The 20,404-nt window shown below is 58.3% G+C and carries 22 protein-coding genes; 13 read left to right on the forward strand and 9 right to left on the reverse strand.

Annotated elements, in window-relative coordinates; translation table 11 throughout:
* Positions 1 to 176 precede the first annotated feature (176 nt).
* The 4 genes from AC07VR_RS31110 to AC07VR_RS31125 form a co-directional block, all read right to left on the reverse strand.
* Positions 177 to 629, reverse strand: a complete 453-nt coding sequence (locus AC07VR_RS31110; protein WP_495013582.1) for a hypothetical protein — start codon at positions 627 to 629, stop codon at positions 177 to 179.
* A 157-nt stretch (positions 630 to 786) separates the two neighbouring features.
* The gene (locus tag AC07VR_RS31115) at positions 787 to 1,050 is read right to left on the reverse strand and encodes a hypothetical protein (protein WP_494992164.1); all 264 of its coding nucleotides are present in this window, start codon (positions 1,048 to 1,050) and stop codon (positions 787 to 789) included.
* 68 nt (positions 1,051 to 1,118) lie between these two features.
* Entirely contained in the window at positions 1,119 to 1,892 is a 774-nt protein-coding gene (locus AC07VR_RS31120; protein WP_495013583.1) for a molybdopterin-dependent oxidoreductase, read from the reverse strand.
* Positions 1,893 to 1,895: 3 nt separating this feature from the next.
* Positions 1,896 to 2,489: a cytochrome b/b6 domain-containing protein gene (locus tag AC07VR_RS31125; protein ID WP_494992166.1), complete on the reverse strand. Its 594-nt coding sequence runs from the start codon at positions 2,487 to 2,489 to the stop codon at positions 1,896 to 1,898.
* Between the two features lie 612 nt (positions 2,490 to 3,101).
* Between AC07VR_RS31125 and AC07VR_RS31130 the strand changes: the two genes are divergently transcribed.
* Complete coding sequence (locus AC07VR_RS31130) at positions 3,102 to 3,542, forward strand: CBS domain-containing protein (protein ID WP_494992167.1); 441 nt, start codon at positions 3,102 to 3,104, stop codon at positions 3,540 to 3,542.
* A 204-nt stretch (positions 3,543 to 3,746) separates the two neighbouring features.
* Complete coding sequence (locus tag AC07VR_RS31135) at positions 3,747 to 4,448, forward strand: VIT1/CCC1 transporter family protein (RefSeq protein ID WP_494992168.1); 702 nt, start codon at positions 3,747 to 3,749, stop codon at positions 4,446 to 4,448.
* Between the two features lie 76 nt (positions 4,449 to 4,524).
* Here the strand turns inward: AC07VR_RS31135 and glsB are convergent, their stop codons facing one another.
* Entirely contained in the window at positions 4,525 to 5,433 is a 909-nt protein-coding gene (glsB, locus tag AC07VR_RS31140; RefSeq protein ID WP_494992169.1) for a glutaminase B, read from the reverse strand.
* Positions 5,434 to 5,789: 356 nt separating this feature from the next.
* On the opposite strand from glsB, the gene AC07VR_RS31145 reads away from it, so the two are divergent.
* Positions 5,790 to 6,632 (forward strand): NAD-dependent protein deacetylase, encoded by an 843-nt coding sequence (locus tag AC07VR_RS31145; RefSeq protein ID WP_495013584.1) that lies wholly within the window; start codon positions 5,790 to 5,792, stop codon positions 6,630 to 6,632.
* Between the two features lie 129 nt (positions 6,633 to 6,761).
* On the opposite strand, the gene AC07VR_RS31150 is transcribed toward AC07VR_RS31145, so the two are convergent.
* On the reverse strand, positions 6,762 to 6,968 hold the full coding sequence (locus AC07VR_RS31150) for a hypothetical protein (RefSeq protein ID WP_495013585.1): 207 nt from the start codon (positions 6,966 to 6,968) through the stop codon (positions 6,762 to 6,764).
* Between the two features lie 8 nt (positions 6,969 to 6,976).
* Positions 6,977 to 7,885 (reverse strand): DMT family transporter, encoded by a 909-nt coding sequence (locus tag AC07VR_RS31155; RefSeq protein WP_401115137.1) that lies wholly within the window; start codon positions 7,883 to 7,885, stop codon positions 6,977 to 6,979.
* A gap of 159 nt (positions 7,886 to 8,044) precedes the next feature.
* On the opposite strand from AC07VR_RS31155, the gene AC07VR_RS31160 reads away from it, so the two are divergent.
* The 6 genes from AC07VR_RS31160 (at position 8,045) to AC07VR_RS31185 (ending at position 14,321) form a co-directional block, all read left to right on the forward strand.
* The gene (locus tag AC07VR_RS31160; protein WP_495013586.1) at positions 8,045 to 8,929 is read left to right on the forward strand and encodes a LysR substrate-binding domain-containing protein; all 885 of its coding nucleotides are present in this window, start codon (positions 8,045 to 8,047) and stop codon (positions 8,927 to 8,929) included.
* A 584-nt stretch (positions 8,930 to 9,513) separates the two neighbouring features.
* Entirely contained in the window at positions 9,514 to 10,182 is a 669-nt protein-coding gene (locus AC07VR_RS31165; RefSeq protein WP_495013587.1) for a GntR family transcriptional regulator, read from the forward strand.
* A 72-nt stretch (positions 10,183 to 10,254) separates the two neighbouring features.
* Entirely contained in the window at positions 10,255 to 11,061 is an 807-nt protein-coding gene (locus AC07VR_RS31170) for an ABC transporter substrate-binding protein (RefSeq protein WP_108232518.1), read from the forward strand.
* A gap of 12 nt (positions 11,062 to 11,073) precedes the next feature.
* Positions 11,074 to 11,847 (forward strand): amino acid ABC transporter permease, encoded by a 774-nt coding sequence (locus AC07VR_RS31175; RefSeq protein WP_007941905.1) that lies wholly within the window; start codon positions 11,074 to 11,076, stop codon positions 11,845 to 11,847.
* Between the two features lie 2 nt (positions 11,848 to 11,849).
* Positions 11,850 to 12,629: an amino acid ABC transporter ATP-binding protein gene (locus AC07VR_RS31180; RefSeq protein WP_108232517.1), complete on the forward strand. Its 780-nt coding sequence runs from the start codon at positions 11,850 to 11,852 to the stop codon at positions 12,627 to 12,629.
* Between the two features lie 81 nt (positions 12,630 to 12,710).
* Positions 12,711 to 14,321 (forward strand): gamma-glutamyltransferase family protein, encoded by a 1,611-nt coding sequence (locus tag AC07VR_RS31185; protein ID WP_495013588.1) that lies wholly within the window; start codon positions 12,711 to 12,713, stop codon positions 14,319 to 14,321.
* Between the two features lie 262 nt (positions 14,322 to 14,583).
* Here AC07VR_RS31185 and AC07VR_RS31190 read toward each other — a convergent pair whose 3' ends face one another.
* Entirely contained in the window at positions 14,584 to 15,480 is an 897-nt protein-coding gene (locus AC07VR_RS31190; protein ID WP_495013589.1) for a DMT family transporter, read from the reverse strand.
* 2 nt (positions 15,481 to 15,482) lie between these two features.
* Between AC07VR_RS31190 and AC07VR_RS31195 the strand changes: the two genes are divergently transcribed.
* Together AC07VR_RS31195 and AC07VR_RS31200 are read left to right on the forward strand one after the other, a co-directional pair.
* Complete coding sequence (locus AC07VR_RS31195; protein WP_495013590.1) at positions 15,483 to 15,779, forward strand: hypothetical protein; 297 nt, start codon at positions 15,483 to 15,485, stop codon at positions 15,777 to 15,779.
* Between the two features lie 179 nt (positions 15,780 to 15,958).
* Positions 15,959 to 16,459, forward strand: a complete 501-nt coding sequence (locus tag AC07VR_RS31200; RefSeq protein ID WP_495013593.1) for an HAD hydrolase-like protein — start codon at positions 15,959 to 15,961, stop codon at positions 16,457 to 16,459.
* 211 nt (positions 16,460 to 16,670) lie between these two features.
* Here the strand turns inward: AC07VR_RS31200 and AC07VR_RS31205 are convergent, their stop codons facing one another.
* Positions 16,671 to 17,627 (reverse strand): LysR family transcriptional regulator, encoded by a 957-nt coding sequence (locus tag AC07VR_RS31205; RefSeq protein WP_495013591.1) that lies wholly within the window; start codon positions 17,625 to 17,627, stop codon positions 16,671 to 16,673.
* A 100-nt stretch (positions 17,628 to 17,727) separates the two neighbouring features.
* On the opposite strand from AC07VR_RS31205, the gene AC07VR_RS31210 reads away from it, so the two are divergent.
* Complete coding sequence (locus tag AC07VR_RS31210) at positions 17,728 to 19,149, forward strand: aldehyde dehydrogenase family protein (RefSeq protein ID WP_495013592.1); 1,422 nt, start codon at positions 17,728 to 17,730, stop codon at positions 19,147 to 19,149.
* Positions 19,150 to 19,522: 373 nt separating this feature from the next.
* On the forward strand, positions 19,523 to 20,185 hold the full coding sequence (locus tag AC07VR_RS31215) for a dihydrofolate reductase family protein (RefSeq protein WP_494992174.1): 663 nt from the start codon (positions 19,523 to 19,525) through the stop codon (positions 20,183 to 20,185).
* The last annotated feature ends 219 nt before the right edge of the window (positions 20,186 to 20,404 follow it).

Genomic DNA, 20,404 nt, shown 5'->3' on the forward strand with positions numbered 1-20,404 from the left:
TCCAGAAAACACGCGTTATCGTTAACGTCCATCGCGAGCAATCGAGCGTCGACCGGCTGCTCCTACATAGACCTCATTTCCTTAACTGACTGGCATTACGCCCTCGGGCGCCTTTTTTCCCTTTGAGTCCAGGAGCCCCGAAAACCGGGACGACTCAGGTGGACATCGCTGACTGATCACTGAGGAGCGGCTTCAGAGCAGCCGGACTTGCTGTACATCCCGGTATGCTCTGGGGAACCTTTATGGATGTCCTCCGTTGAAACATACATATCGACCTGCGCCTGACAGTGCCCGCTTTGCGTCAAGACAACATTGCCGGGCGCGTGGTCAATTGGGCAGGCACTGCCTCTTTTGAGCACGATATAGGCGTGTTTTTCATCATGACTCAGCAGGCTCTGCACAGAGAAGGCACACTGACCCAGGGTGATTTTCTCACCTGACAGCTGGAACTCGGGAAGTGCCTGCTCCTTCGAAGAAGGATTCCATGTCCCTTCTACCCAACTTCCAGAGACAGACTTTTCGATGCCAGACGAAGCCTTCTCAGACGTTTCGTTTTGATTGCAGGCGCCTGAAAAAAGGACGCCGAGCAAAACGAAAGGCGCGACTGAAAACCTGACGGCTCGGCTCATGTCCTGCCTCCGGCATCGGATGTCTCAGACCCTACTAGCCAGTGTGTCCGGAGCATCCGTTGCTCTTGCGAGCACCCGACCGGGTTCTCCAGTACACGACAGTGCTCCATCCGGCAATTGTCTGACATTGCCGGTTTAGCTGGAGCGACCGGGCGCCCTACTGCTTCATCGTGTCTTTGCTCATATCATCCTTTTTTTCCATGCTGTCTTTTTTCATGGCGCCACTCTTCATCTTGTCGCCCTTGGTCTTGTAGTGGTGCTTGGTCTTCGCGGTAGAGCTTTTCATTTCATCCTTTTTCATCGTCCCCTTGTCCATCGACTCCTTGTACATATCACCCGTACCTGTTTCAGCTGCAATCAGCGGGGCGGCGGCCAGCCCCAGAACAACGGCGGCAACCGCAGTAGCAATCAGCTTTTTCATGTCACTCTTCCTCTATAGTTCGCGTTAACGACAGCCGCAACGCGCCGATTTTCAGGACAGTCGATCACTCAACTGCCACTGAACCAGTTGTAACCCTGATCCTCCCAATAGCCACCGGGGTAATCATTGGTCACAAAAATCTCCACAACATGTTTGGGGTTCTTGAAACCCAGTTTGGTCGGCATACGCAGCCGCAGGGGGTAACCGTATTCCGCCGGCAACACCTGATCGTCATAGCTCAGGGTGAGCAGAGTCTGCGCATGTAGAGCGGTGGGCATGTCGATGCTGGTGTAATAGTCATCGGCGCATTTGAGTCCGACATATTTGGCACGGGTGTCGGCGCCCACACGCTGCAGAAAAGTCGAAAAAGTCACCCCACCCCATTTGCCGATGGCGCTCCAACCCTCCACGCATATCAGGCGCGTGACCTGACTGGTTTGCGGCAACTGGTTCAGCTCGGCGAGGGTCCAGCTATGTTTATCCTGGACCAGACCGCCAACCGCGAGTTTGAAATCATCGCCTTCGATGTCCGGGATGCCATCGCGGTCGTAATAGGCGTTGAACGGAAAGGGGCGTGTCATCATCGACTCAGGATAAGTCGGTGCCAACCTGCGCGGATCGAATAGCGCCGCCTGCACCTTGTCGTTGAAGCGCGAGACCATTTTCAGCATGGACTCCACGGAGTCGTCGTCATCGAGACGACAGCCCGTCAGCAGGGCAATCCCACCCAGCGTCCAGACATGGCGAAGAAATTGTCTACGCGCGGGCAGGTCGAGTTCCAGCGCCACCGACTGGACGATGGCGGACTCATCAAGCCCGTCTTTTTTAATTTTCCTGACCATGGTTCAGTGTCCGCGCAGCATGGCAACCAGTGTGCGCGGCACGAGGGCCACCATCACCAGATGCACCACGATAAAGGCGACCAGCAAGGCCATGCAGACAAAATGCACGATACGCGCCGAGTCATAACCCCCCATCAGCTCCCTGAGCAGCGGAAACTGCACCGACTTCCAGATCACCAGGCCCGAGAGCACGAGCACAATCAGATCGAGTACGACAAAGAGGTAAGCGAGTTTTTGCAGGGAGTTGTATTGCCGCAAGTCAGCGTGGGCGAGTTTGCCCCTGAGGGCGGCCAGCAAATCATGAAAGACTTCGCCAGGGCGTATCGGGAAAAACTTGTAGGCGATGCGCCCGGAAAAAATATTGAGCAGAAGGTAAAGAATGCCATTAATGACCAGTACCCACATCGCCGCAAAATGCCAAAGCAGTGCACCCGCCAACCAGCCGCCCAGAGTGATGCCAGCGGGAATCTGAAAGGAAAAAATCGGAGAGGCGTTGTAGATACGCCAGCCGCTCATCACCAGGATGATGACCGCGATGACGTTGACCCAGTGGGTCAGCCGGAGCCAAATCGGGTGAATAGTCTGGGAGCTACTCATAATCCCTATCCTGCCGGTACAGTGCCGGCCAATCCCCCCCGGCCACCACGAAGTGTGCTGGCTCAATCCCCCCTTTTTAACCGGCGACTCCACTGGAGTCGCAAACAGCGCCGACCTGTCGACGTATCTACCAAGACTAGCATCGGCTTTCAGGCGCCGTTTTTTATTATTCGTCCGGGCATTTGGCGCACTCAACGCCACACCGCAGGCTAACCCAGGCCTGCGACTGACCAGCTGTGCGGATAACGCTCAGCCGATGAAAATAAAAAAGGTGCCTGACGTCGGCACCCAAGACCAGCCTCTCAACCAAAGGAGTCCATAGAGAGGAGGCAGTACAACAACTGTAGCTCACAGAACCTGTGACGGTGAGTCCGCTGCGTGAAGTTGTGCAGCAGATCCAGCTCGACTCCGTTGCCGAAGCCGCAATAGTAGCGCGCCGAAATCAACCTGGTTGCCGCCGACCTGCGGCGAATGCAAAAAAACACCTCGATGACGTTTTTTGATTGTGTGTGTGCCGCTTTGGTCCTTGCCCTGTTGGCGTATCTCTACGATTCTGTATAGACCGTCAGGGCGGTTCGCGGCCGCCCCAAGTTCAGCACTGGAGAGGCCCGCATGAAGACCGTTGCCCAACTTCTGAAGTTAAAGGTCAAGCACAACCAGCAAGTCCACACTATCGCCCCGGACCAGATGGTGCTGGAAGCCCTCATGATGATGGCCGAGAAAAATGTCGGCGCGCTACCAGTGTTAGAGCATGGCCTGGTGGTCGGCGTTATCAGCGAACGCGACTATGCGCGCAAGCTGGTCCTGCATGGGCGGTCCTCGGTCGGCACGCCTGTCAGAGACATCATGAGCTCGCCCGTGGTGACGGTGGACTCCCATCAAACCATCGAGACCTGCATGGGCATCATGACCGACAGTCATTTGCGCCATTTGCCGGTGGTGGAGAACGGACAACTGCTGGGTTTACTGTCCATTGGCGACCTGGTCAAAGAAGCCATCGCCGAGCAGGCCGACCTGATCCGGCAACTGGAACAGTACATCCGCGGAGATTAGTTGAGCGTCCAGTGGAACATCCCGTCGTCGCCAAACGTTGGGGAATGACACGCACACGCTGCGCGAGCAAATCAACCTCGGATCGATTGTCGCTGGACGCCTCCAGGAGCAGATTGGAACTCGCTGAAGCAGCGAACCACCGGCTCGTTCACAGATGCCGGCTGTTGATCAGCGTCGGCTCAACGACAGTGGGTGATTGCAACGATGAAGCGCTTTCGCAGACACGCGGAGTCCCATAGAAACGACCGGATCGGCTGGCTTCGCGCCTCGGTACTGGGTGCCAACGATGGCATTGTATCGACCGCGAGTCTTTTGATCGGGGTTGCCGCGGCCCAGGCCACCCACAGCACATTGCTCATCACCGGTATTGCCGGGCTGGTGGCGGGTGCGATGTCGATGGCGGCGGGAGAATACGTCTCTGTGCACTCCCAGGCGGATAGCGAACGGGCCGATCTTTTGCGCGAACAAACAGAGCTTGAGACCAACCCGCTGGCTGAACACTATGAGCTGGCGAGCCTCTACATGGATCGCGGCGTTGAACCTGAGCTGGCCAGAAAAGTGGCTACGCAATTAATGGCACATGATGCGCTGGGCTCCCATGCTCGCGACGAACTGGGCATTTCCGATGCGTTCAGCGCCAAACCGCTGCAGGCGGCATTGGCCTCGGCGGCCAGTTTTTTTGTCGGCGCAGCATTGCCCCTGGCCGTCACGTTCCTCGCTCCGACTCAGAGCGTTATTCCATGGATATCAGGCATGTCACTGGTATTCCTGGGAACATTAGGCGCTATTGCGGCCAAGGCTGGCGGTGCCAGCCTGCTGCCGGGGGCATGGCGAGTGACACTGTGGGGGGCCCTCGCCATGGCGATTACTGCGCTGGCGGGCATCTCATTCGGTGCAGCGGTCTGACTGAACCGGACTGGGCGCCATAGCGATCATCGTGATCGACCGCACGTTGCCCCCCATCCCGGCAACGCCCACCCGCCTAGAACACCGACCACCCGATTCTCTGACTCAGCAACTCCAGAGCGGCCATACCGGCCAGCGAATTACCGGCAGCGTTCAGTTCCGGTGACCAGACGCAGACGGTAAACCGCCCCGGCACCACCGCCACGATGCCACCGCCCACACCACTCTTGCCCGGCAAGCCGACGCGATAGGCGAAGTTGCCGGCTTCGTCATAAAGGCCGCTGGTGGCCATGATCGAGTTGACCTGCTGGGTTTGACGCGGGGTCAAAATTTGCGCGCCGCTGTGTTTGCAAAAACCGTCGTTGGCCAGAAAGCAGAACGCGCGGGCCAGATCCACACAACTCATGCGCAGTGCGCAATGGCTGAAGTAGCTGCGCAGCACCGCTTCAACATCGTTGTGGAAGTTGCCGAACGATTGCATCAGGTAAGCCATGGCCGCGTTTCGGGCGCGGTGCTGGTATTCCGACTCAGCGACCTTCCCGTCAACCAGCACCTGCATATTGCCGGACAAACGTCGGACGAAATCACGCATCGACAACGCCGGTGCAGCAAAACGTGACTGGTTGATATCGCAGATCACCAGTGCGCCAGCGTTGATGAACGGGTTGCGTGGGCGTCCGCGCTCGAACTCCAGCTGCACCAGCGAGTTGAACGGCTGGCCGGAGGGTTCGTGTCCCAGTCGCTCCCAGATCGCTTCGCCGGAATGATCGATGGCCTGCACCAGACTGAACACTTTCGAAATGCTCTGCACCGAGAACGGTGTATGCGCATCGCCCGCGCAAAAAAGCTCGCCGTCATTGCCATAGACGGCAATGCCCAATTGTTCGGCCGGCACATTACTTAACGCCGGGATGTAATCAGCCACCTTGCCCTGACCGATCAGGGGGCGAACTGCATCAAGGATTTCGTTCAACAGCGCTTGCATGCTTGGGGTCCGTATCCACTCCCCGTGCGGCTGCGGGGATACTTTCGCTAGACGCCGGGGACAATCTCAAGATCACAGTTGTGGTTGCATAACGAAGGCGATGGACCGACCCGTAGCAGCTGCCGAAGGCTGCGTCCGGCTGCGCAGCAGTCGTAAATCCTGCTTCCACGGTTTGTCTGGAATACCGCAGTGCCTGATTTTACGACTGCTGCGCAGCCGGACGCAGGCTACGCCAGCTGCTACGGATTGATGCAAGCCCGTAGCCGCTTCGCATTGGCTCCAAAGCAGACTATCTTTTCCTGCCTGCACCTTGTTCTTAAAGCGGTTCATATCCGGTATTGGAATAGGTATTCAACATGATCGACGGCCAGCTCAGCAACCCTCTTGACACCCTTTACCACATGATGGCCGAGCAGCCATTGCTGGTCCTGACCGGCGCGGGCATCAGCACCTCTTCCGGGATACCGGACTACCGGGACAACGAGGGCGTACGTCGAGGCAAGGCACCGATGATGTATCAGGAGTTCCTCAGTGCACCGGCATCGCGGCGGCGCTATTGGGCGCGAGCGATGCTGGGCTGGCCACGGATCCGCCAGGCTCGACCGAATGCCGCCCATGAGGCGCTCGCCACGTTGCAAGCAAAGCAACGTATCGCCGGGCTCATCACGCAAAACGTCGATACCTTGCACGATCAAGCGGGCAGCCAGGATGTGATCGAACTGCACGGCAGTCTGCATAAAGTCGTTTGCCTGGATTGCGGACAACGTATTGATCGGCATGCGATCCAGATCGTCATGGAAGCGCAAAACCCCTATCTGGCCGGGGTCGACGCCGTTCAGGCACCCGATGGCGACACCCTGCTGGACCCGGCTTTCGAAGCACGATTCCAGGTCCCCCACTGCCCCCACTGTGACGGCGAACGGTTAAAGCCGGACGTGGTGTTTTTTGGCGAGAACGTCGCCCAAAGCACCGCCGCCAAGGCCATACGTTGCGTCGAGCAGGCTGCGGGATTGCTGGTGGTGGGATCGTCGCTGATGGCTTACTCGGCCTTTCGCTTATGCCGCGCGATGGCCGAGCAGCACAAGCCGCTGATCGCGATCAACCTGGGTAAAACCCGCGCCGACGATCTGCTGGACCTGAAAATCGAGGCATCTTGCGAGCAACTGTTACCGCTCATGGCTGAACGTCTCAGCCACTGAAACCGTGGGTCTCCTACGGCCAGAAAGCACGGATACAGTTCTCAGGCGCGTGATCGGCAAGCCACCGACTGGACATACCGAGCGAAATCGTCATCGCCGACACGGCGGCAGCCAAGGGTGATCAACGCATCAGCCTCGGCCGGCAAAGCCAGTAATTTCCAGCGCGACTTCATCGGGCCACGGCCCGCGCTTGAATACCGTGTCCCCCGCTTCCGGCTGATACAGCGCCACGTTAGTGGAGTCATACGCCATCTGCACCATGCAGAATGCCCTCTGCTGCTCCTGCGAAATTGCACTCCACTTGACCACCTGATTGCATTGGTACTGACCACTCATTTGATCGATCACCGGTTGTTTTGAACAGTTGCCATTCTGGATTGTGGTCGGTTGGAGAATTGTACGCAGGCCACTCCCGCGAGAATGGTCGCGATGGCGAAGCCTGCGCTCATGGAAATCGGCTCACCAATCGCGATCCCGATGAGCAGAGCGACCACCGGCGGGATATAGCTGACGGCCGACGCAGCCACAGCGCCGAGCGTTTCAACGATGCGGTAATAGGCGATATAGGCAAAGCCGGTACCCAGCAATCCCAAGCCGAAGACCAGGCCAACCCACGCCCGTGTGTCGTCGAATACCTGGGTGATGCCTTCAAGTGGCGTGACCAAAAGCAAAAAGAATAACGCCAGACCGATCTGGTAAGTCGTCAATGCCACCGCTGGCAAGCCGAGCGGGCTGATAAACCGTCGAGCATAAACGAACGAACAACCCACGCTGAGCGAACCGATCATCATGTAAGCGATTCCGCTCGGATTGATTACGCCTTCAGCCGACCACGGCTGCGCAATGAGCAGAACCCCCATGAAACCGAGCGCAATGCCCAGCACCTTCAGCCCATTGAGTGGCTCGCTACGCAGAAATAGCCAGGCACACAGGAACGTGAACAGCGGAATAGCTCCACCGAGCATGCCGGCAACGCCCGAGGGCAACAAAACAGTGCCTTTGGCGAAGGCGTAGTAATAGACAGCGGTCGCCAGCAAGGACATGACCACGAAATGATGCCCATGGCGCCAATGCGCCCAACGTAATGCGCCCTTGTACAGCGCGAAGGCGAGGACTGGCAGGAAACCGAAAAGCACACGCAGCAACGTGATTTGCACCGGTGAGATGCTGTGGCCGGCCCATTTGACGAAAATGAAGTTGCTGCCCCATACCAGGCCAAGCAGCACAAATAGGACAAAAGAGGTTTTCTTCATGACACTGGCCCTTTGATCATGCGATTTAATTTCTATCGGCTGGGCTTCTGTTCGCTAACTTTCCTGTTAGCTTGAATAGCCTGTTGGTCAGACTAACAGTGCAGTGTCCGCACTACCGATGCAGTATTTCTTCCTTGACCCAGTAGAATTTCTATCATCATGTCCAACGATACCCTTCCCCTGCCGCCTCTCAATGCCGTACGTGTATTCGAGGTTGCAGCCCGCCATCTGAACTTCCGGCTGACCGCCGAGGAGCTGGGAGTCACTCAGGCAGCAGTGGCCCAGCAGATCCGTGGCCTGGAGGCAAATCTGGAGCTGAAGTTATTTGAGCGATTGCCCCGTGGGTTAATGCTGACCGATGCTGGCCAGCGCTACAGTGTGAGCATCCGCCATGCTCTGGAATTGATTTCTGAAGCCACCCAGACGCTTCGCCCGGAGCCTGCGCACCTGACCGTCAGCGTGACACCCACCTTCGCTTCGAAATGGCTGATTCCGAAGCTGGCATCGTTCACTCAGTTGCATTCGGACATTGATCTGCGCGTACTGGCCACTGAACGCCTGTCGCACTTTCAGACTGATGGCGTCGATATCGCCATACGTTACGGTAGGCCACCCTTCGGCCCTGGTCTCAATAGCGAGATGCTGCTGGAGCAACGAATCGTGGCGGTCGGCAGCCCCGCGCTGATTGAATCAATCGGGGTGCCACGCGACTTTGACCAATTACAGCGCTACCCGCTATTGCATGACGCCCACAACTTTTGGCCGCAATTTATCGCGCAGATTTTTGAACACCCGGTGCAGGCCGCACCGAAAAATCTGCGTTTCAACCAGACCTCACTGGCGATCGAGACCGCAATTGCCGGCCAGGGGCTTGCCTTGGCCAATGACTTCTTCGTCCAGGCAGACATTGATGCCGGTCGGCTGACCCGACTGTTTGAATCTGAACTGCATACCGACGCTGGGTATTACTTGCTCTGGCCCCGCAAAGCGAAATCCCCTTCCGCCCTGGCGACTGTTCGGCAATGGTTGATGGATCAACGGTAGTACTGCGTCAGTTATTGCAACTCGAATCGTCGGTGATCATTGTTCGCAGAATGACCCGACAGCAGCTAATGACTACTATGGGTCGTTCTCTGCCGGTCATGTCCGCGAAACGTGCTGGTCAAATCCGTTGCAAATGACTGGTCAGGCCGAATGCAAATGGGTGGGCAAGTCTGTGCAATTACCCAGAGAACGCGCCAAGGGCTTTTTCGGTTATGGCTCCCTGATCGAGAACCGATCGCCTGCACCAGCCTGAGCCAGGACGATTTCTCCCATGCACCGAGCCGTAAGCTGCACTTTGCGTGTCCGAGCTGAAAAAAGCGGATTCGCTTGAAGTGACGGAACGAAAGACTTCGGAGGGCATTCGGCGAAATGATTTGTTACCTGGATACCATTTTTCACCCATTTGGGGCGCACTGGGCCATTTCGTAGCACACGGTGAGTACCACGCCGATCTAAAGATCATCGCTTCTTGAGTCGAAACTCCTTTCCAATTAAGAGCTTGAAGCAGTGCTACGCAGCCTGGCACGGTTTCTGCTGTTTTGAATCTATGGATAATTGGATACAAAACTGCAAAAGGTGACTTTATGCAATTCGCTCCCGCTTACGTTGAGCGTCAGCCCCTGACCGCCGAGGAGGAGGCTTACAACTTTCTGCTGGAAGCGATCTGTGGCGGCCGTTACCGCAAAGGCGACCGGTTGATCGCCGAGGATATCGCCACTGAGATCGGCATGAGCCGCATGCCGGTGCGCGAAGCCTTCCGACGCCTCGATGCTCAAGGCCTGGTGACCTTGCGGCCTAACCGCGGGGCGATAGTCAGCGGTCTGAACATCGACGAACTGCACGAAGTCTTCGAGATGCGCAGTGCCCTTGAAGGCCTGGCCATCCGCGTCGCCGTGGGCAAGATCGGCGAGCGTCAGCTTGCGGCTCTGGAACGCATGCTGGACGAGATGGATGACTACCGCGACGAAAGCGCGGAATGGGTCAGCCGTCATAGGGCTTTCCATGAATACCTGTGCAGCCTCAGCGGCCGTCCGCGTCTGATGAAGCAAATCTCGGCCCTGTACTCGCTGATCGAGGCGCCCATGCGCCTGTGGCTGCAGCACGGTGAAAAGCCCTTGAGTGCCCGCCAGGAACACGCGGTGATCCTTGATGCCATTCGCTCAGGCGATGCCGACCAGGCCGAGTCGGTGGTGCGTCAGCACATCGAAGGCACAGTGCCGGCGCTGATTCAGTTCCTGCAATCGGAAAAATAGAATCGGGCTCGAGCCCGACCGTGTGTTGACTTTGAGTACTGCCCCGTTACTAAACAACTGGAGTGTCTGGTCATGCATAAACGCCGTGTGTTGCTTGCTGCTGTATCCCTGGGACTCTGCGTACAGTGGGCATTCGCCACGCCCCAAGTGCCGGAACGACTGCAAAAGGCCGAAAAACTCACGTATTGCTCGGGCATGGACTCGCCACCCTTGGTGTCTTTCGATGAGGCGCAAAAACCCAGGGGCCTGACTGTCGATCTGGGGCTGGAAATCGCCAAACGGCTGGGAGACAAACCGGTGCAATGGCGGGTCATTCCATTCTCCGGGTTGCTGCCGGCATTGCTCGCCCAGCAGTGCGACATGATCGTTGATCAGCTGTTCGACAAGCCCGAACGCCGGGAGGTGATCGACATCGTCAACTACATGTATTCCAGCCAGTCAGTGGTTGTTCCCAAAGGCAATCCCAAGGGCATCAAAACCCTGGATGGACTGTCTGGGCACAAGGTGGCAGTGCTCAATGGCTCCACGATCAAAACCTTGTTGGACGCCGAGAACGAAAAGCTCACCAAGGCCGGCAAGACACCGATGAAACTGGTGGTTTACAACAGTGACACTGACGCCTTTCAGGCGCTGCGTATCAGTCAGGTGGACGCTTACGGCACCACCGTAGAAACAGCAGGTTACTACGCCGCAATGGCGCCTGATTTATTCGAGGAGGGGGTGCCAGCCTTCAGCCGGATTCTTACGGGTTTAGGGACCCGCAAGGATGATTCCCAGCTCACCACCGCAGTACAGCAGATCATCAGTGACATGCGCAGCGACGGCAGTTACGTGCAGTTGTTGAGCAAATGGCATGTTTCCAGCGACACACTCGACTGAGGCGAGCGCTCGATGAATTTCAATTGGGATGTGTTCTGGCAATACCTTTTGCAGCCCAGCGGGGTGTACCTCACTGGGCTCTGGTTGACCTGCCTGATCAGTGTGCTGGCAATGGCGTTGGGCTGCGTGCTTGGGCTGGCAGCGGCGCTGATGCGTCTGTCGCGCAACCCGTTGCTCAACCTGCCGGTACGGTTCTATGTGTGGCTGATGCGCGGCACGCCGCTGTTGGTGCAAATCGTTTTTCTCTATACCGCATTGGCGGCCGGCGGCATCTTCCGTTTCGAGGACGTGGAACTGTTTGGTTTGGTGGTGCCGGGCAATATTCAGGCAGCGATCATCGCCTTGGGCCTGAATGAAGGCGCCTACATGGCCGAGATCATTCGTGCCGGGATCGGTGCCGTCGACAAGGGGCAGTATGAGGCTGGGCGTTCGCTGGGCATGACCTTCGCCAAACTGATGCGGCGTATCGTTTTGCCTCAGGCGTTCCGGGTCATCGTTCCGCCGTTGGGCAACGAATTCAACGTGATGCTCAAGAATACGACGCTGGTCAGCGTGATTGGCGTGCAGGAGTTGCTGCTGAGTACGCAAATGGTCACGTCGGCGACATTCCGGGTATTTGAACTGTACCTGGTGGTGGCGATTTATTTCCTGCTGCTGACCACCCTCTGGGGCTTCTTCCAGCGTTGGCTGGAAGCGCGTTTCGGACAGTCCGATCGACCTGCACCACCAGCGGCTGGTAGTCGCATGTTTGGCCGCGGCACGCTCAAATTGCTGAGGGGGCGTTAAGCATGGCGCACAAAAGTGAAGAACTGATTATCGAGGCCCTGGACATTCATAAGTCTTTCGGCAACCTGGAGATTCTCAAGGGGATTTCCTTGCAGGTGCGGCGCGGTGAAGTGGTGGTGTTGATCGGTGCATCGGGGTCAGGCAAGACCACCTTCATTCGCTGCATCAATCTGCTGGAAGACATTCAAGGCGGGCGCATACGCGTCAACGGTCGCTCCATGGGCTACCGCGAGCGCGCCGACGGCAGCCTGGTGCGCGACTCCGAGCGCAACATCGCTCGCCAGCGTCGGGACATCGGAATGGTCTTTCAACGTTTCAATCTGTTCCCCCACATGACCGCGCTGGAAAACATCATTGAGGCACCGATCCAGGTGCTCGGTGTGCCACGCGCCGAAGCGTTGGAACAGGCCCGGGCCTTGCTCGCCCGGGTCGGTCTGGCGGACAAGGCCATGCATTACCCGTCGATGTTGTCCGGTGGGCAGCAACAGCGCGTGGCGATCGCCCGGGCGCTGGCGATGAAACCTCAAGCCATGCTGTTCGACGAGCCCACCAGCGCCCTGGATCCGGAAACCGTCGGCGAGGTCCTGCAGGTGATGAAGCAGTTGGCCGATGACGGCATGACCATGGTAGTGGTCACCCATGAAATGGGTTTTGCCCGAGAAGTCGCTGATCGCGTGGTGGTCCTCGATCAGGGCGAATTGATTGAGCAGGGGCCGCCGGAGCAGATCTTCAGTCGACCGACACACCCGCGAACTCGGGCCTTTCTCAGCCGCGTGCTGTGACCTTCTCAGTCAGGGTTTTTTACCCGGCAATGGAACCGGATACCTGCGGCCAATGAATCTTTGTTTGGAAGAGCTTTTGCCATGTTGAAATTTTCTGCCCATGAATATCCCTATCCGTCGCAACGTCAGAATGTGTTTGCCCGCCGTGGCATGGTCGCGGCTTCCCAGCCGTTAGCCGCCGAGGCCGGCATCGAAATCATGCGCAACGGCGGCAATGCCATTGATGCCGCGATCGCTACAGCGGCGGCGCTAACGGTAGTTGAACCCACCGGCTGCGGCTTGGGCGGCGACGCCTTTGCTCTGGTCTGGAGCAAAGGCCAATTGCACGGACTGAACGGCAACGGCCAAGCGCCGGCGGCACTGACGATCGATGCAGTCAAGGCGTGTGGTCACGAGCAGATGCCGCTTTATGGCTGGACGCCGGTCACGGTGCCCGGTTGCCCTTCGGCCTGGGCGGAGTTGTCCAGACGGTTCGGCAAGCTGCCCTTTGCCGAGTTGCTGCAGCCCGCGATCAGTCTGGCCCGGGACGGCTTCCCAGTGTCGCCGGTGGTCGCCCGACAATGGCAGACTGCTCTGGATGAATTCAGCCCCCATCGAGACCCGGTGCTAGACGCCTGGTTCGACACGTTCCTGATTGATGGCCGTGCGCCCAAGGCCGGTGAATTATTCCGCAATCCGGCGCAAGCCCGAACGCTGGAAGAACTGGCGAATAGTGCTTGCGAAAGCCTCTATCGCGGCGCTCTGGCTCAGCGGCTGGATGCCCATTCCCGCGCCACCGGCGGCTACCTGCGAGCCAGCGACCTGCAAGACTACCGCGCCCAATGGGTGGACCCGATCAGCATCAATTACCGCGGCTACGATGTGTGGGAAATCCCCCCAAGCGGGCAAGGATTGGTGGCCCTGATGACCCTGAAAATCCTTCAGGGTTTCGACTTCGATCACCGAGACAGCCAGCAGACCTGGCATCGTCAATTGGAAGCCATGAAGCTGGCCTACAGCGATGGCCTGCATTACATCACCGATCCGCTGCACATGCGTGTGGCGGTGGCTGATCTTCTCAGCGACATCTATAGCAGCCAACGCCGTGAACAGATCGTTGATCAGGCTCAGACACCTAAGCCCGGCGATCCTCACGCCAGCGGTACGGTGTACCTGGCCACGGCAGATGCGCAGGGCAATATGGTGTCCTTCATCCAGAGTAACTACCACGGCTTCGGTTCCGGCGTGGTGCTGCCAGACAGCGGCATCGCCTTGCAGAACCGCGGACAGGAATTCAGTCTCGACCCTGACCACGCCAACTGCCTGGCACCGGGCAAAAAGACCTTTCACACCATCATTCCTGGTTTCATCAGTAAAGGTGACGCGCCGGTGGGACCGTTCGGCGTCATGGGTGGCTACATGCAGCCCCAAGGCCATGTGCAGATGGTCATGAATCTGGTGGATTTTGGTCTCAACCCCCAAGCCGCGCTGGACGCACCGCGATGGCAATGGCTGGGAGGCATGAAAGTCGGCATCGAGCAGGGGGCGTCGAGGGACTTGGCCGCTTCGCTGGCCCGGCGCGGGCATAAGGTTCAGGTCGATTGCGACCTGATCAACTATGGCCGAGGGCAGATCATCATCCGCGACCCGGACACCGGTGTGTTGTGCGGCGGCACCGAGCCGCGGGCCGATTCCCATATTGCTGTGTGGTAACGGGTAGCTGAAAACAAACAAAGACGACTCGGTCTCTTTTGCGTGAAAAATATGCTGTGCATCCGTGCGCGGAACTGATGCACAGCGTGGCCTCGCGTGCTCTCTCGCTTTGTTTGACTGGACGTAGTTGGGGCGCGGTGGGTTCAGCGGAGATTGCTGGGGCTTAGAGGGGCTGCTCGCTCGCATCCCCAGAAACGACAAAGCCCTGAAAACACTTCAAAACCACTGATTGCTAAAGCAATCAGGATCCGAAAATAGCTCACTAGGTCGAAGGGACGGATGCTTTGCTGCCCAAGCGGATCAGTTCATTGGAAAAACACAGGCCGACGATGATTAGTGCCGCCCCTGCGTACAGGCTTTCGCGCGGTACTTCATTGAGCGCCACAAACGCCAGCAGCGCGGCGAACAACGGCTCGGTCAGCTCCAGCGCCTGCACTTGGGATGGCTTGAGATACTCGATGGCCTTGGTGGTGCAGAAGAAACCCAGGATTGTCGGCAGCGCGGCCAGCGCCAGCAGAGCGGCGATCGCCAGCGGCGACAGCTCGCCGATCGCGAAACCATCGGCCGCAGCAGGCATCAGCAGGTACAGGCTGCCAAAGAACAACAATTGCCGGGTGAAGTGCAGCCCCCCCGACACACCCATCCGCTTCATGGCAACCGAAAAGGCCCCATAGCCGCAGCCGGCCATGGAGGCTAGCACAGCACCTTGTAAGGTAAAGCCCTGCTGCAGGTCGGCGCCGAAGATCACCGCGATCCCAGCGATAGCCAGTGCGGCGCCCACGGTAGCGTTCGCGGTGATGGCATCCTTGAGGAAAATGCGCCCGAGAATGATCGAGGAAATTGAGGCACTGGCCATCAGCACAACCACCACACCTGCTGCAGCGTAATGTCGATAGGCGGACGTTTCGAAGTGGAACAGCACAAAGATGCCGAGGAATGCGCAGATAGCCGCCTGAGTCCATTTGGTCGTCGACGCCGGGCGCTTGAGGAAAAGCAGTAAGATCGAGAGAAGCATGCAACCCAGTACGGTCTTGATGACAGCGACACTGCTGGCGGTGAAGCCATTACTCATGAGTACTTTGCTGAGTACACCGATCGTTGCGTTCAGTGCCGCGGCGGAGAGGGCAAATATGATGCCTTTGCTGAAAGTAGATTGCATTGATGACGATCCCTGTCGCTGATTTGTCGTTCGATAGAATGCCGCCCCACATCGACGGGACGTTTACTCCCATGCATCGCCGTGAAGTAGTGCTGAAGCGGATGGCTGAGGCGATTACGGGTGGCGAGAAAAATGACTTTGGCCTTGGCAATCATCGGAATATGCTCGGCGAGTTTGATAAATCAAGTCAAGGCCTTGAAGGTAGTCAGATACGGCAACAGCCAATAAAGCAGGTAGCCTTTGGCTCTGAGGACCAGCGTCAGGTACAAAGCGAGAAAACCCTGACAGACCAGCACTGAAATCAGCTCACCCTTGGCCAGAAGCGACACTCACCTAAGGGCAGCCACCGGCAAGGAGCACCCCCTCCTCAAGCGTTAAGCCACTTACTCCTTCCGGGCAGATTCCGGAGCGGGGATAATGCGCCCTTTCCAGTCAATCGGGTGAATTAATCGCCCAGCACAAGCAGGGGGCTCGGGAGATCATGGCTCATATCGGAATGCCTCGCTGGAAGTTGCCTCTGGTGGCGCGAACCTTCATGAGCTTGATGAAGAAACATCGAAGCTCGATCCCACTGTTTAATAACATTGCCAATACCCTCGCCCATCTTGACGAGAGAGGACTGATTCTGGCGGTGGTATCTTCTAATTCCCAAGAAAATATCACGCAAATTTTGGGCTCCAGCTGTCGACATATCCGGGCCTTCGAGTGCGGCGTCTCCATTTTCGGCAAGGCGTCTCGCTTGCGCCGTGTCATGCGCAAATTCGACGTGGCGCGAGAGGAAGTTATCTACATCGGCGACCAACCTACGGATGGTGAAGCAGCAGCGACTGCCGGTATCGCCTTTGGTGCGGTCGCCTGGGGATATGGAGCATATGATGCATTCCACCGTCTTCAGTCCCATGAGTGGTTCGCCGATGTGAGCGAATTACGGCGACTAGCAGGAAGTGATACGCACCTTGAGTCATCCGCAAGTTTATAGGCTTGACCACTGAGTGGCGATTTCAGCCGATTCCAACAATCAGCCTCTGGCCGAGAGCTGTCTTTCGCAAAAGTCCGCTTTGGGTCGATAGGCGCCCTTCCTGATAGACGGAAATCGGCCAATCCCAGCCATTCGTCGAGGACACACCGGTGTCCGATATTGCGTCTCGAGCGGTCGTTCGAGCAGTACACCAACGCGCGAAGATAGCGCATCAGCGCCGCGTGCCATGCTCCGGCGGCGAGCGCAGATTCCTCTTCCCCGCCACGCGCTCGCGGTTCGCGTCAGCGTATTCGCGAATCATGTCGGTCAGTGCGCGTAGTCCCGCTGGCACATGATGCCGGCCCGGATAGTACAGGCATAGCCCGTCTAGCGGCGGCGTCCAGTCTTCAAGCACCCGCACAAGCGTGCCGGCCTCCAGATCCGCGTTGACGTGCCATTCGGTCAAATACGCGAGGCCGAGGCCTGCGCGCGCCGCCGCCAGCATCAACCCCGGCTCGTTCAGCGTCAGCGCGCCGTCACCGTCGATGCGCACCGTCTCGCCGTGCCGTTGGAATTCCCACTGATAGATTGACCCGCTCGGCATCCGGCTGCGGATGCACCGGTGTGCACTGAGGTCCACAGGCGCGCACGGCGGCTTGTGCTGCGCAAAATACGCGGGGCTGCCAACGACGGCAAACCGCTGCCTGTCGCCAAAAGGCACCGCGATCATATCCTGCGGCACGCTTCCCATCAGGCGGATGCCCGCGTCGAACCCTTCGACCACGATATCGATCAGCCGCCCTTCAGTGACGATGTCGAGCTTCATCTCGGGATAGCGCTGCAGGAATGCGATGAAGGCCGGCATCACCTGATTCGCCGCACCCACTGACGTATTGATCCGCAATGTGCCCGACGGCGTGTCGCGGAAGCTGCCGGCCTGCTCGAGCGCGGCATGAATGGTCGACAAAGCGGGCGCGATGCTGTTCACGAACTGCGCTCCAGCTTCCGACAGCGACACGCTGCGGGTCGTACGATTGAAGAGCCGCACACCGATACGCGCTTCGAGCGCCGCGACCGCGTGACTAAGCGCGGACGTCGACACGTTAATTTCGTTTGCTGCGGCGCGGAAACTGCGATGGCGCGCGACGGCCAGAACGGCTTCCAGTTCGCTCAGACCGGATGTCCTCATTATCCTAAATCCTTCAACAGGTCATCCTCAATTGTACGGCTAGTCAGTGTAATGGCGACGATCTATCTTGTGCCTCTGACAACATTTTTCGGGGCCAACCATGCAAATCATCGACAAAATCTACATCGACGGCGCATTCGTCACACCGCATGGCAGCGAGTTCTTCGACCTCGTCAATCCGTCTACCGAGCAGGTAATTGGCCGCGTGCGCCTTGCCGACGCCGAGGACGCGTGCGTCGCCATCGCTGCGGCGAAGCGGGCATTCCCAACGTTCTCCCGTACGGACAAGTTCGAGCGCGTTGATATGCTCAAGCGCATGCATGCGGCTGTGGTCGCGAAAGAGAACGAGCTTTTCGAAGCCATTGTTGAGGAATATGGCGCACCTGTGTCGCGCGGCCGCTGGATGGCCCAACACGCGAGCAATGTGCTGCTGGAAGCGGCGAAGGTGCTTGAAGACTACGCGTTTGTCCGCCGCGCCGGGTCCGCCGAAGTGGTGATGCAGCCACTCGGCGTCGCCGGACTGATTACGCCTTGGAATAGCGACGCGGGCTTTATTTGCGGCAAGCTCGCGGCGGCGCTCGCCGCCGGCTGCACAGCCGTGGTCAAGCCAAGCGAGATGAGCGCCATTCAGACACGAGTCATCACAGAGGCGCTGCATGAAGCGGGGCTCCCACCGGGGGTGTTCAACATCGTCACGGGACGTGGGGAAACGGTAGGCGCGCAAATCAGTTCGCACCCCGACGTCGCCAAGCTATCGTTCACAGGATCAACGGCTGTCGGCAAGACGATTCTGCGCACTGCCGCGGAGACGCTTAAGCGCGTGACGCTGGAGCTCGGCGGCAAGTCCCCGGTGATCGTGCTCGACGATGCGAACTTCGACGAAGCCGTGCCGCTTTCGCTTCAGGCGGGTTTCTTGAACAGCGGGCAGGCGTGCATTGCTGGCACGCGCATTCTGGTGCCGCAGGCGCGGCTCTCAGAGTTCGAGAAAAAAATCGTGGACGCAGTCGCAGACATTCAGTCCGGCGACCCGCGCGACCCGCGCACGAGTATCGGCCCGATGGTGAGCCAGAAACAATGGGACCGAGTGCAGCGCTATATCCGCATCGGCATCGACGAAGGCGCGCGCCTGATCGCCGGTGGTGAGGGGCGTCCACACGGCGTCAACAGAGGCTGGTTCGTACGCCCTACCGTCTTCAGCCAGGTGACGAACGATATGACCATCGCGCGTGAGGAGATATTCGGTCCGGTGCTCTCGATCATCGCGTACCGCGATACGGAGGACGCAATCGCGATTGCCAACGATACGCCCTACGGCCTGCAAGCCTACATATGCTCATCCGACGCCGGTCGAGCAAGCGCAGTGGCCTCGCAAATCGAAGCGGGACGCGTGCTTGTCAACACGCTCGCGCACGAACCGGCTGCGCCCTTCGGCGGGTTCAAGCATTCGGGTATCGGCCGCGAGAGCGGAACGTTCGGGCTTGAGGCGTTTCTCGAGCCGAAGGCGCTGCTTGGCGTATCGTGATCGAATGCGCGCCGGGTGGCCTCTGGACCTGACAACCTTGCCCTCCGAAGGGCCGGTCAGGCGACGCGGAGCGGACATTCGCCAATGTTGAGCCGAATGACCTCGAAGGGGCAATAGGCGCCCTTCCTGATAGACAGAAATCTGCCACTAGCGGGCGTTGAGCGTTGTTTCTGGCTTTTCTCCAAACCGGGCATTGATGCGGATTTACTGCCTTCAATGGTGTCCGGTACATTAACCGTAATATCGAGACAGCTCGGAAAGGACTCGCCGTGAAAAAAAAGCTTACGCGCGACACAATTTGTCCCTACTAATAAGCATGTCCGAACGCCGGCGTCCGCTGATTACCTGCCAGGCGTCCAAACGGAGGCAAACGATGACTCGGGTTCGCGTTGAGGGTTTCACCATCTCGCTCGACGGATACGGAGCAGGTCCGAATCAAGACATCAACAATCCGCTCGGCGTTGGCGGGACGGAACTGCACCAGTGGCTAGTCCCAACACGCACGTTCCAGCGGGCCTTGTTCGGCAAGGACGGCGGTACGACCGGGGTTGACGATGATTTCGCCGCCCGTGGCTTTCAGAATGTCGGGGCCTGGATTCTTGGGAGGAACATGTTCGGACCCATTCGTGGGGACTGGCCGGACACAAACTGGAAAGGCTGGTGGGGAGATAATCCACCGTATCACGTTCCAGTCTTCATCTTGACCCATCATGCTCGTCCCCCCATCGAGATGGAAGGCGACACGACGTTCCACTTCATAACAGGAGGCATTCGCGAGGCGCTCGACCGTGCACGCGAGGCCGCTGCCGGAATGGACGTTCGAATCGGCGGTGGGCCGGACACAATCCAGCAGTATCTTCGTGAGGGCCTCATTGATGAACTGCACATTGCTATCGCGCCGGTCCTGCTCGGCCGGGGAGAATCGCTGTTCGAAGGGGTTGACTTGCGGGCTCTGGGATACGAATGCGTTGAATTCGTAGCGTCGGGAAAGGCCACGCATGTCGTCCTGCGACGCCAAGGGCACACGGACGCCTAACCACTCGCTGAAGACCGACGTCCCTGACGGGCAGCGGCCGTAGCTCGGACGTCAGTGTCAGCTTCTCGAAATTTGAATGACCACTTTCAGGGTTTGCGACTGGCGACAATGGGTCGACTGCGGCCCTTGGTGACAGGCAGAAATCGGCCGATTCTGTTGAAAAAGTCGGATTTTTAGCTCACCTGAACTCAGGCGCGACCACCACCGGAGAACCTACTC

This window comes from Pseudomonas sp. GW821-FHT02H09 (assembly GCF_059421425.1).

Excerpts from the sequence above, each read along its gene's own strand:
- AC07VR_RS31110 (WP_495013582.1), bottom strand. The coding sequence starts at position 629 with ATGAGCCGAGCCGTCAGGTTTTCAGTCGCGCCTTTCGTTTTGCTCGGC.
- AC07VR_RS31115 (WP_494992164.1), bottom strand. The coding sequence starts at position 1,050 with ATGAAAAAGCTGATTGCTACTGCGGTTGCCGCCGTTGTTCTGGGGCTG.
- AC07VR_RS31120 (WP_495013583.1), bottom strand. The coding sequence starts at position 1,892 with ATGGTCAGGAAAATTAAAAAAGACGGGCTTGATGAGTCCGCCATCGTC.
- AC07VR_RS31125 (WP_494992166.1), bottom strand. The coding sequence starts at position 2,489 with ATGAGTAGCTCCCAGACTATTCACCCGATTTGGCTCCGGCTGACCCAC.
- AC07VR_RS31130 (WP_494992167.1), top strand. The coding sequence starts at position 3,102 with ATGAAGACCGTTGCCCAACTTCTGAAGTTAAAGGTCAAGCACAACCAG.
- AC07VR_RS31135 (WP_494992168.1), top strand. The coding sequence starts at position 3,747 with ATGAAGCGCTTTCGCAGACACGCGGAGTCCCATAGAAACGACCGGATC.
- glsB (WP_494992169.1), bottom strand. The coding sequence starts at position 5,433 with ATGCAAGCGCTGTTGAACGAAATCCTTGATGCAGTTCGCCCCCTGATC.
- AC07VR_RS31145 (WP_495013584.1), top strand. The coding sequence starts at position 5,790 with ATGATCGACGGCCAGCTCAGCAACCCTCTTGACACCCTTTACCACATG.
- AC07VR_RS31150 (WP_495013585.1), bottom strand. The coding sequence starts at position 6,968 with ATGAGTGGTCAGTACCAATGCAATCAGGTGGTCAAGTGGAGTGCAATT.
- AC07VR_RS31155 (WP_401115137.1), bottom strand. The coding sequence starts at position 7,885 with ATGAAGAAAACCTCTTTTGTCCTATTTGTGCTGCTTGGCCTGGTATGG.
- AC07VR_RS31160 (WP_495013586.1), top strand. The coding sequence starts at position 8,045 with ATGTCCAACGATACCCTTCCCCTGCCGCCTCTCAATGCCGTACGTGTA.
- AC07VR_RS31165 (WP_495013587.1), top strand. The coding sequence starts at position 9,514 with ATGCAATTCGCTCCCGCTTACGTTGAGCGTCAGCCCCTGACCGCCGAG.
- AC07VR_RS31170 (WP_108232518.1), top strand. The coding sequence starts at position 10,255 with ATGCATAAACGCCGTGTGTTGCTTGCTGCTGTATCCCTGGGACTCTGC.
- AC07VR_RS31175 (WP_007941905.1), top strand. The coding sequence starts at position 11,074 with ATGAATTTCAATTGGGATGTGTTCTGGCAATACCTTTTGCAGCCCAGC.
- AC07VR_RS31180 (WP_108232517.1), top strand. The coding sequence starts at position 11,850 with ATGGCGCACAAAAGTGAAGAACTGATTATCGAGGCCCTGGACATTCAT.
- AC07VR_RS31185 (WP_495013588.1), top strand. The coding sequence starts at position 12,711 with ATGTTGAAATTTTCTGCCCATGAATATCCCTATCCGTCGCAACGTCAG.
- AC07VR_RS31190 (WP_495013589.1), bottom strand. The coding sequence starts at position 15,480 with ATGCAATCTACTTTCAGCAAAGGCATCATATTTGCCCTCTCCGCCGCG.
- AC07VR_RS31195 (WP_495013590.1), top strand. The coding sequence starts at position 15,483 with ATGACGATCCCTGTCGCTGATTTGTCGTTCGATAGAATGCCGCCCCAC.
- AC07VR_RS31205 (WP_495013591.1), bottom strand. The coding sequence starts at position 17,627 with ATGAGGACATCCGGTCTGAGCGAACTGGAAGCCGTTCTGGCCGTCGCG.
- AC07VR_RS31210 (WP_495013592.1), top strand. The coding sequence starts at position 17,728 with ATGCAAATCATCGACAAAATCTACATCGACGGCGCATTCGTCACACCG.
- AC07VR_RS31215 (WP_494992174.1), top strand. The coding sequence starts at position 19,523 with ATGACTCGGGTTCGCGTTGAGGGTTTCACCATCTCGCTCGACGGATAC.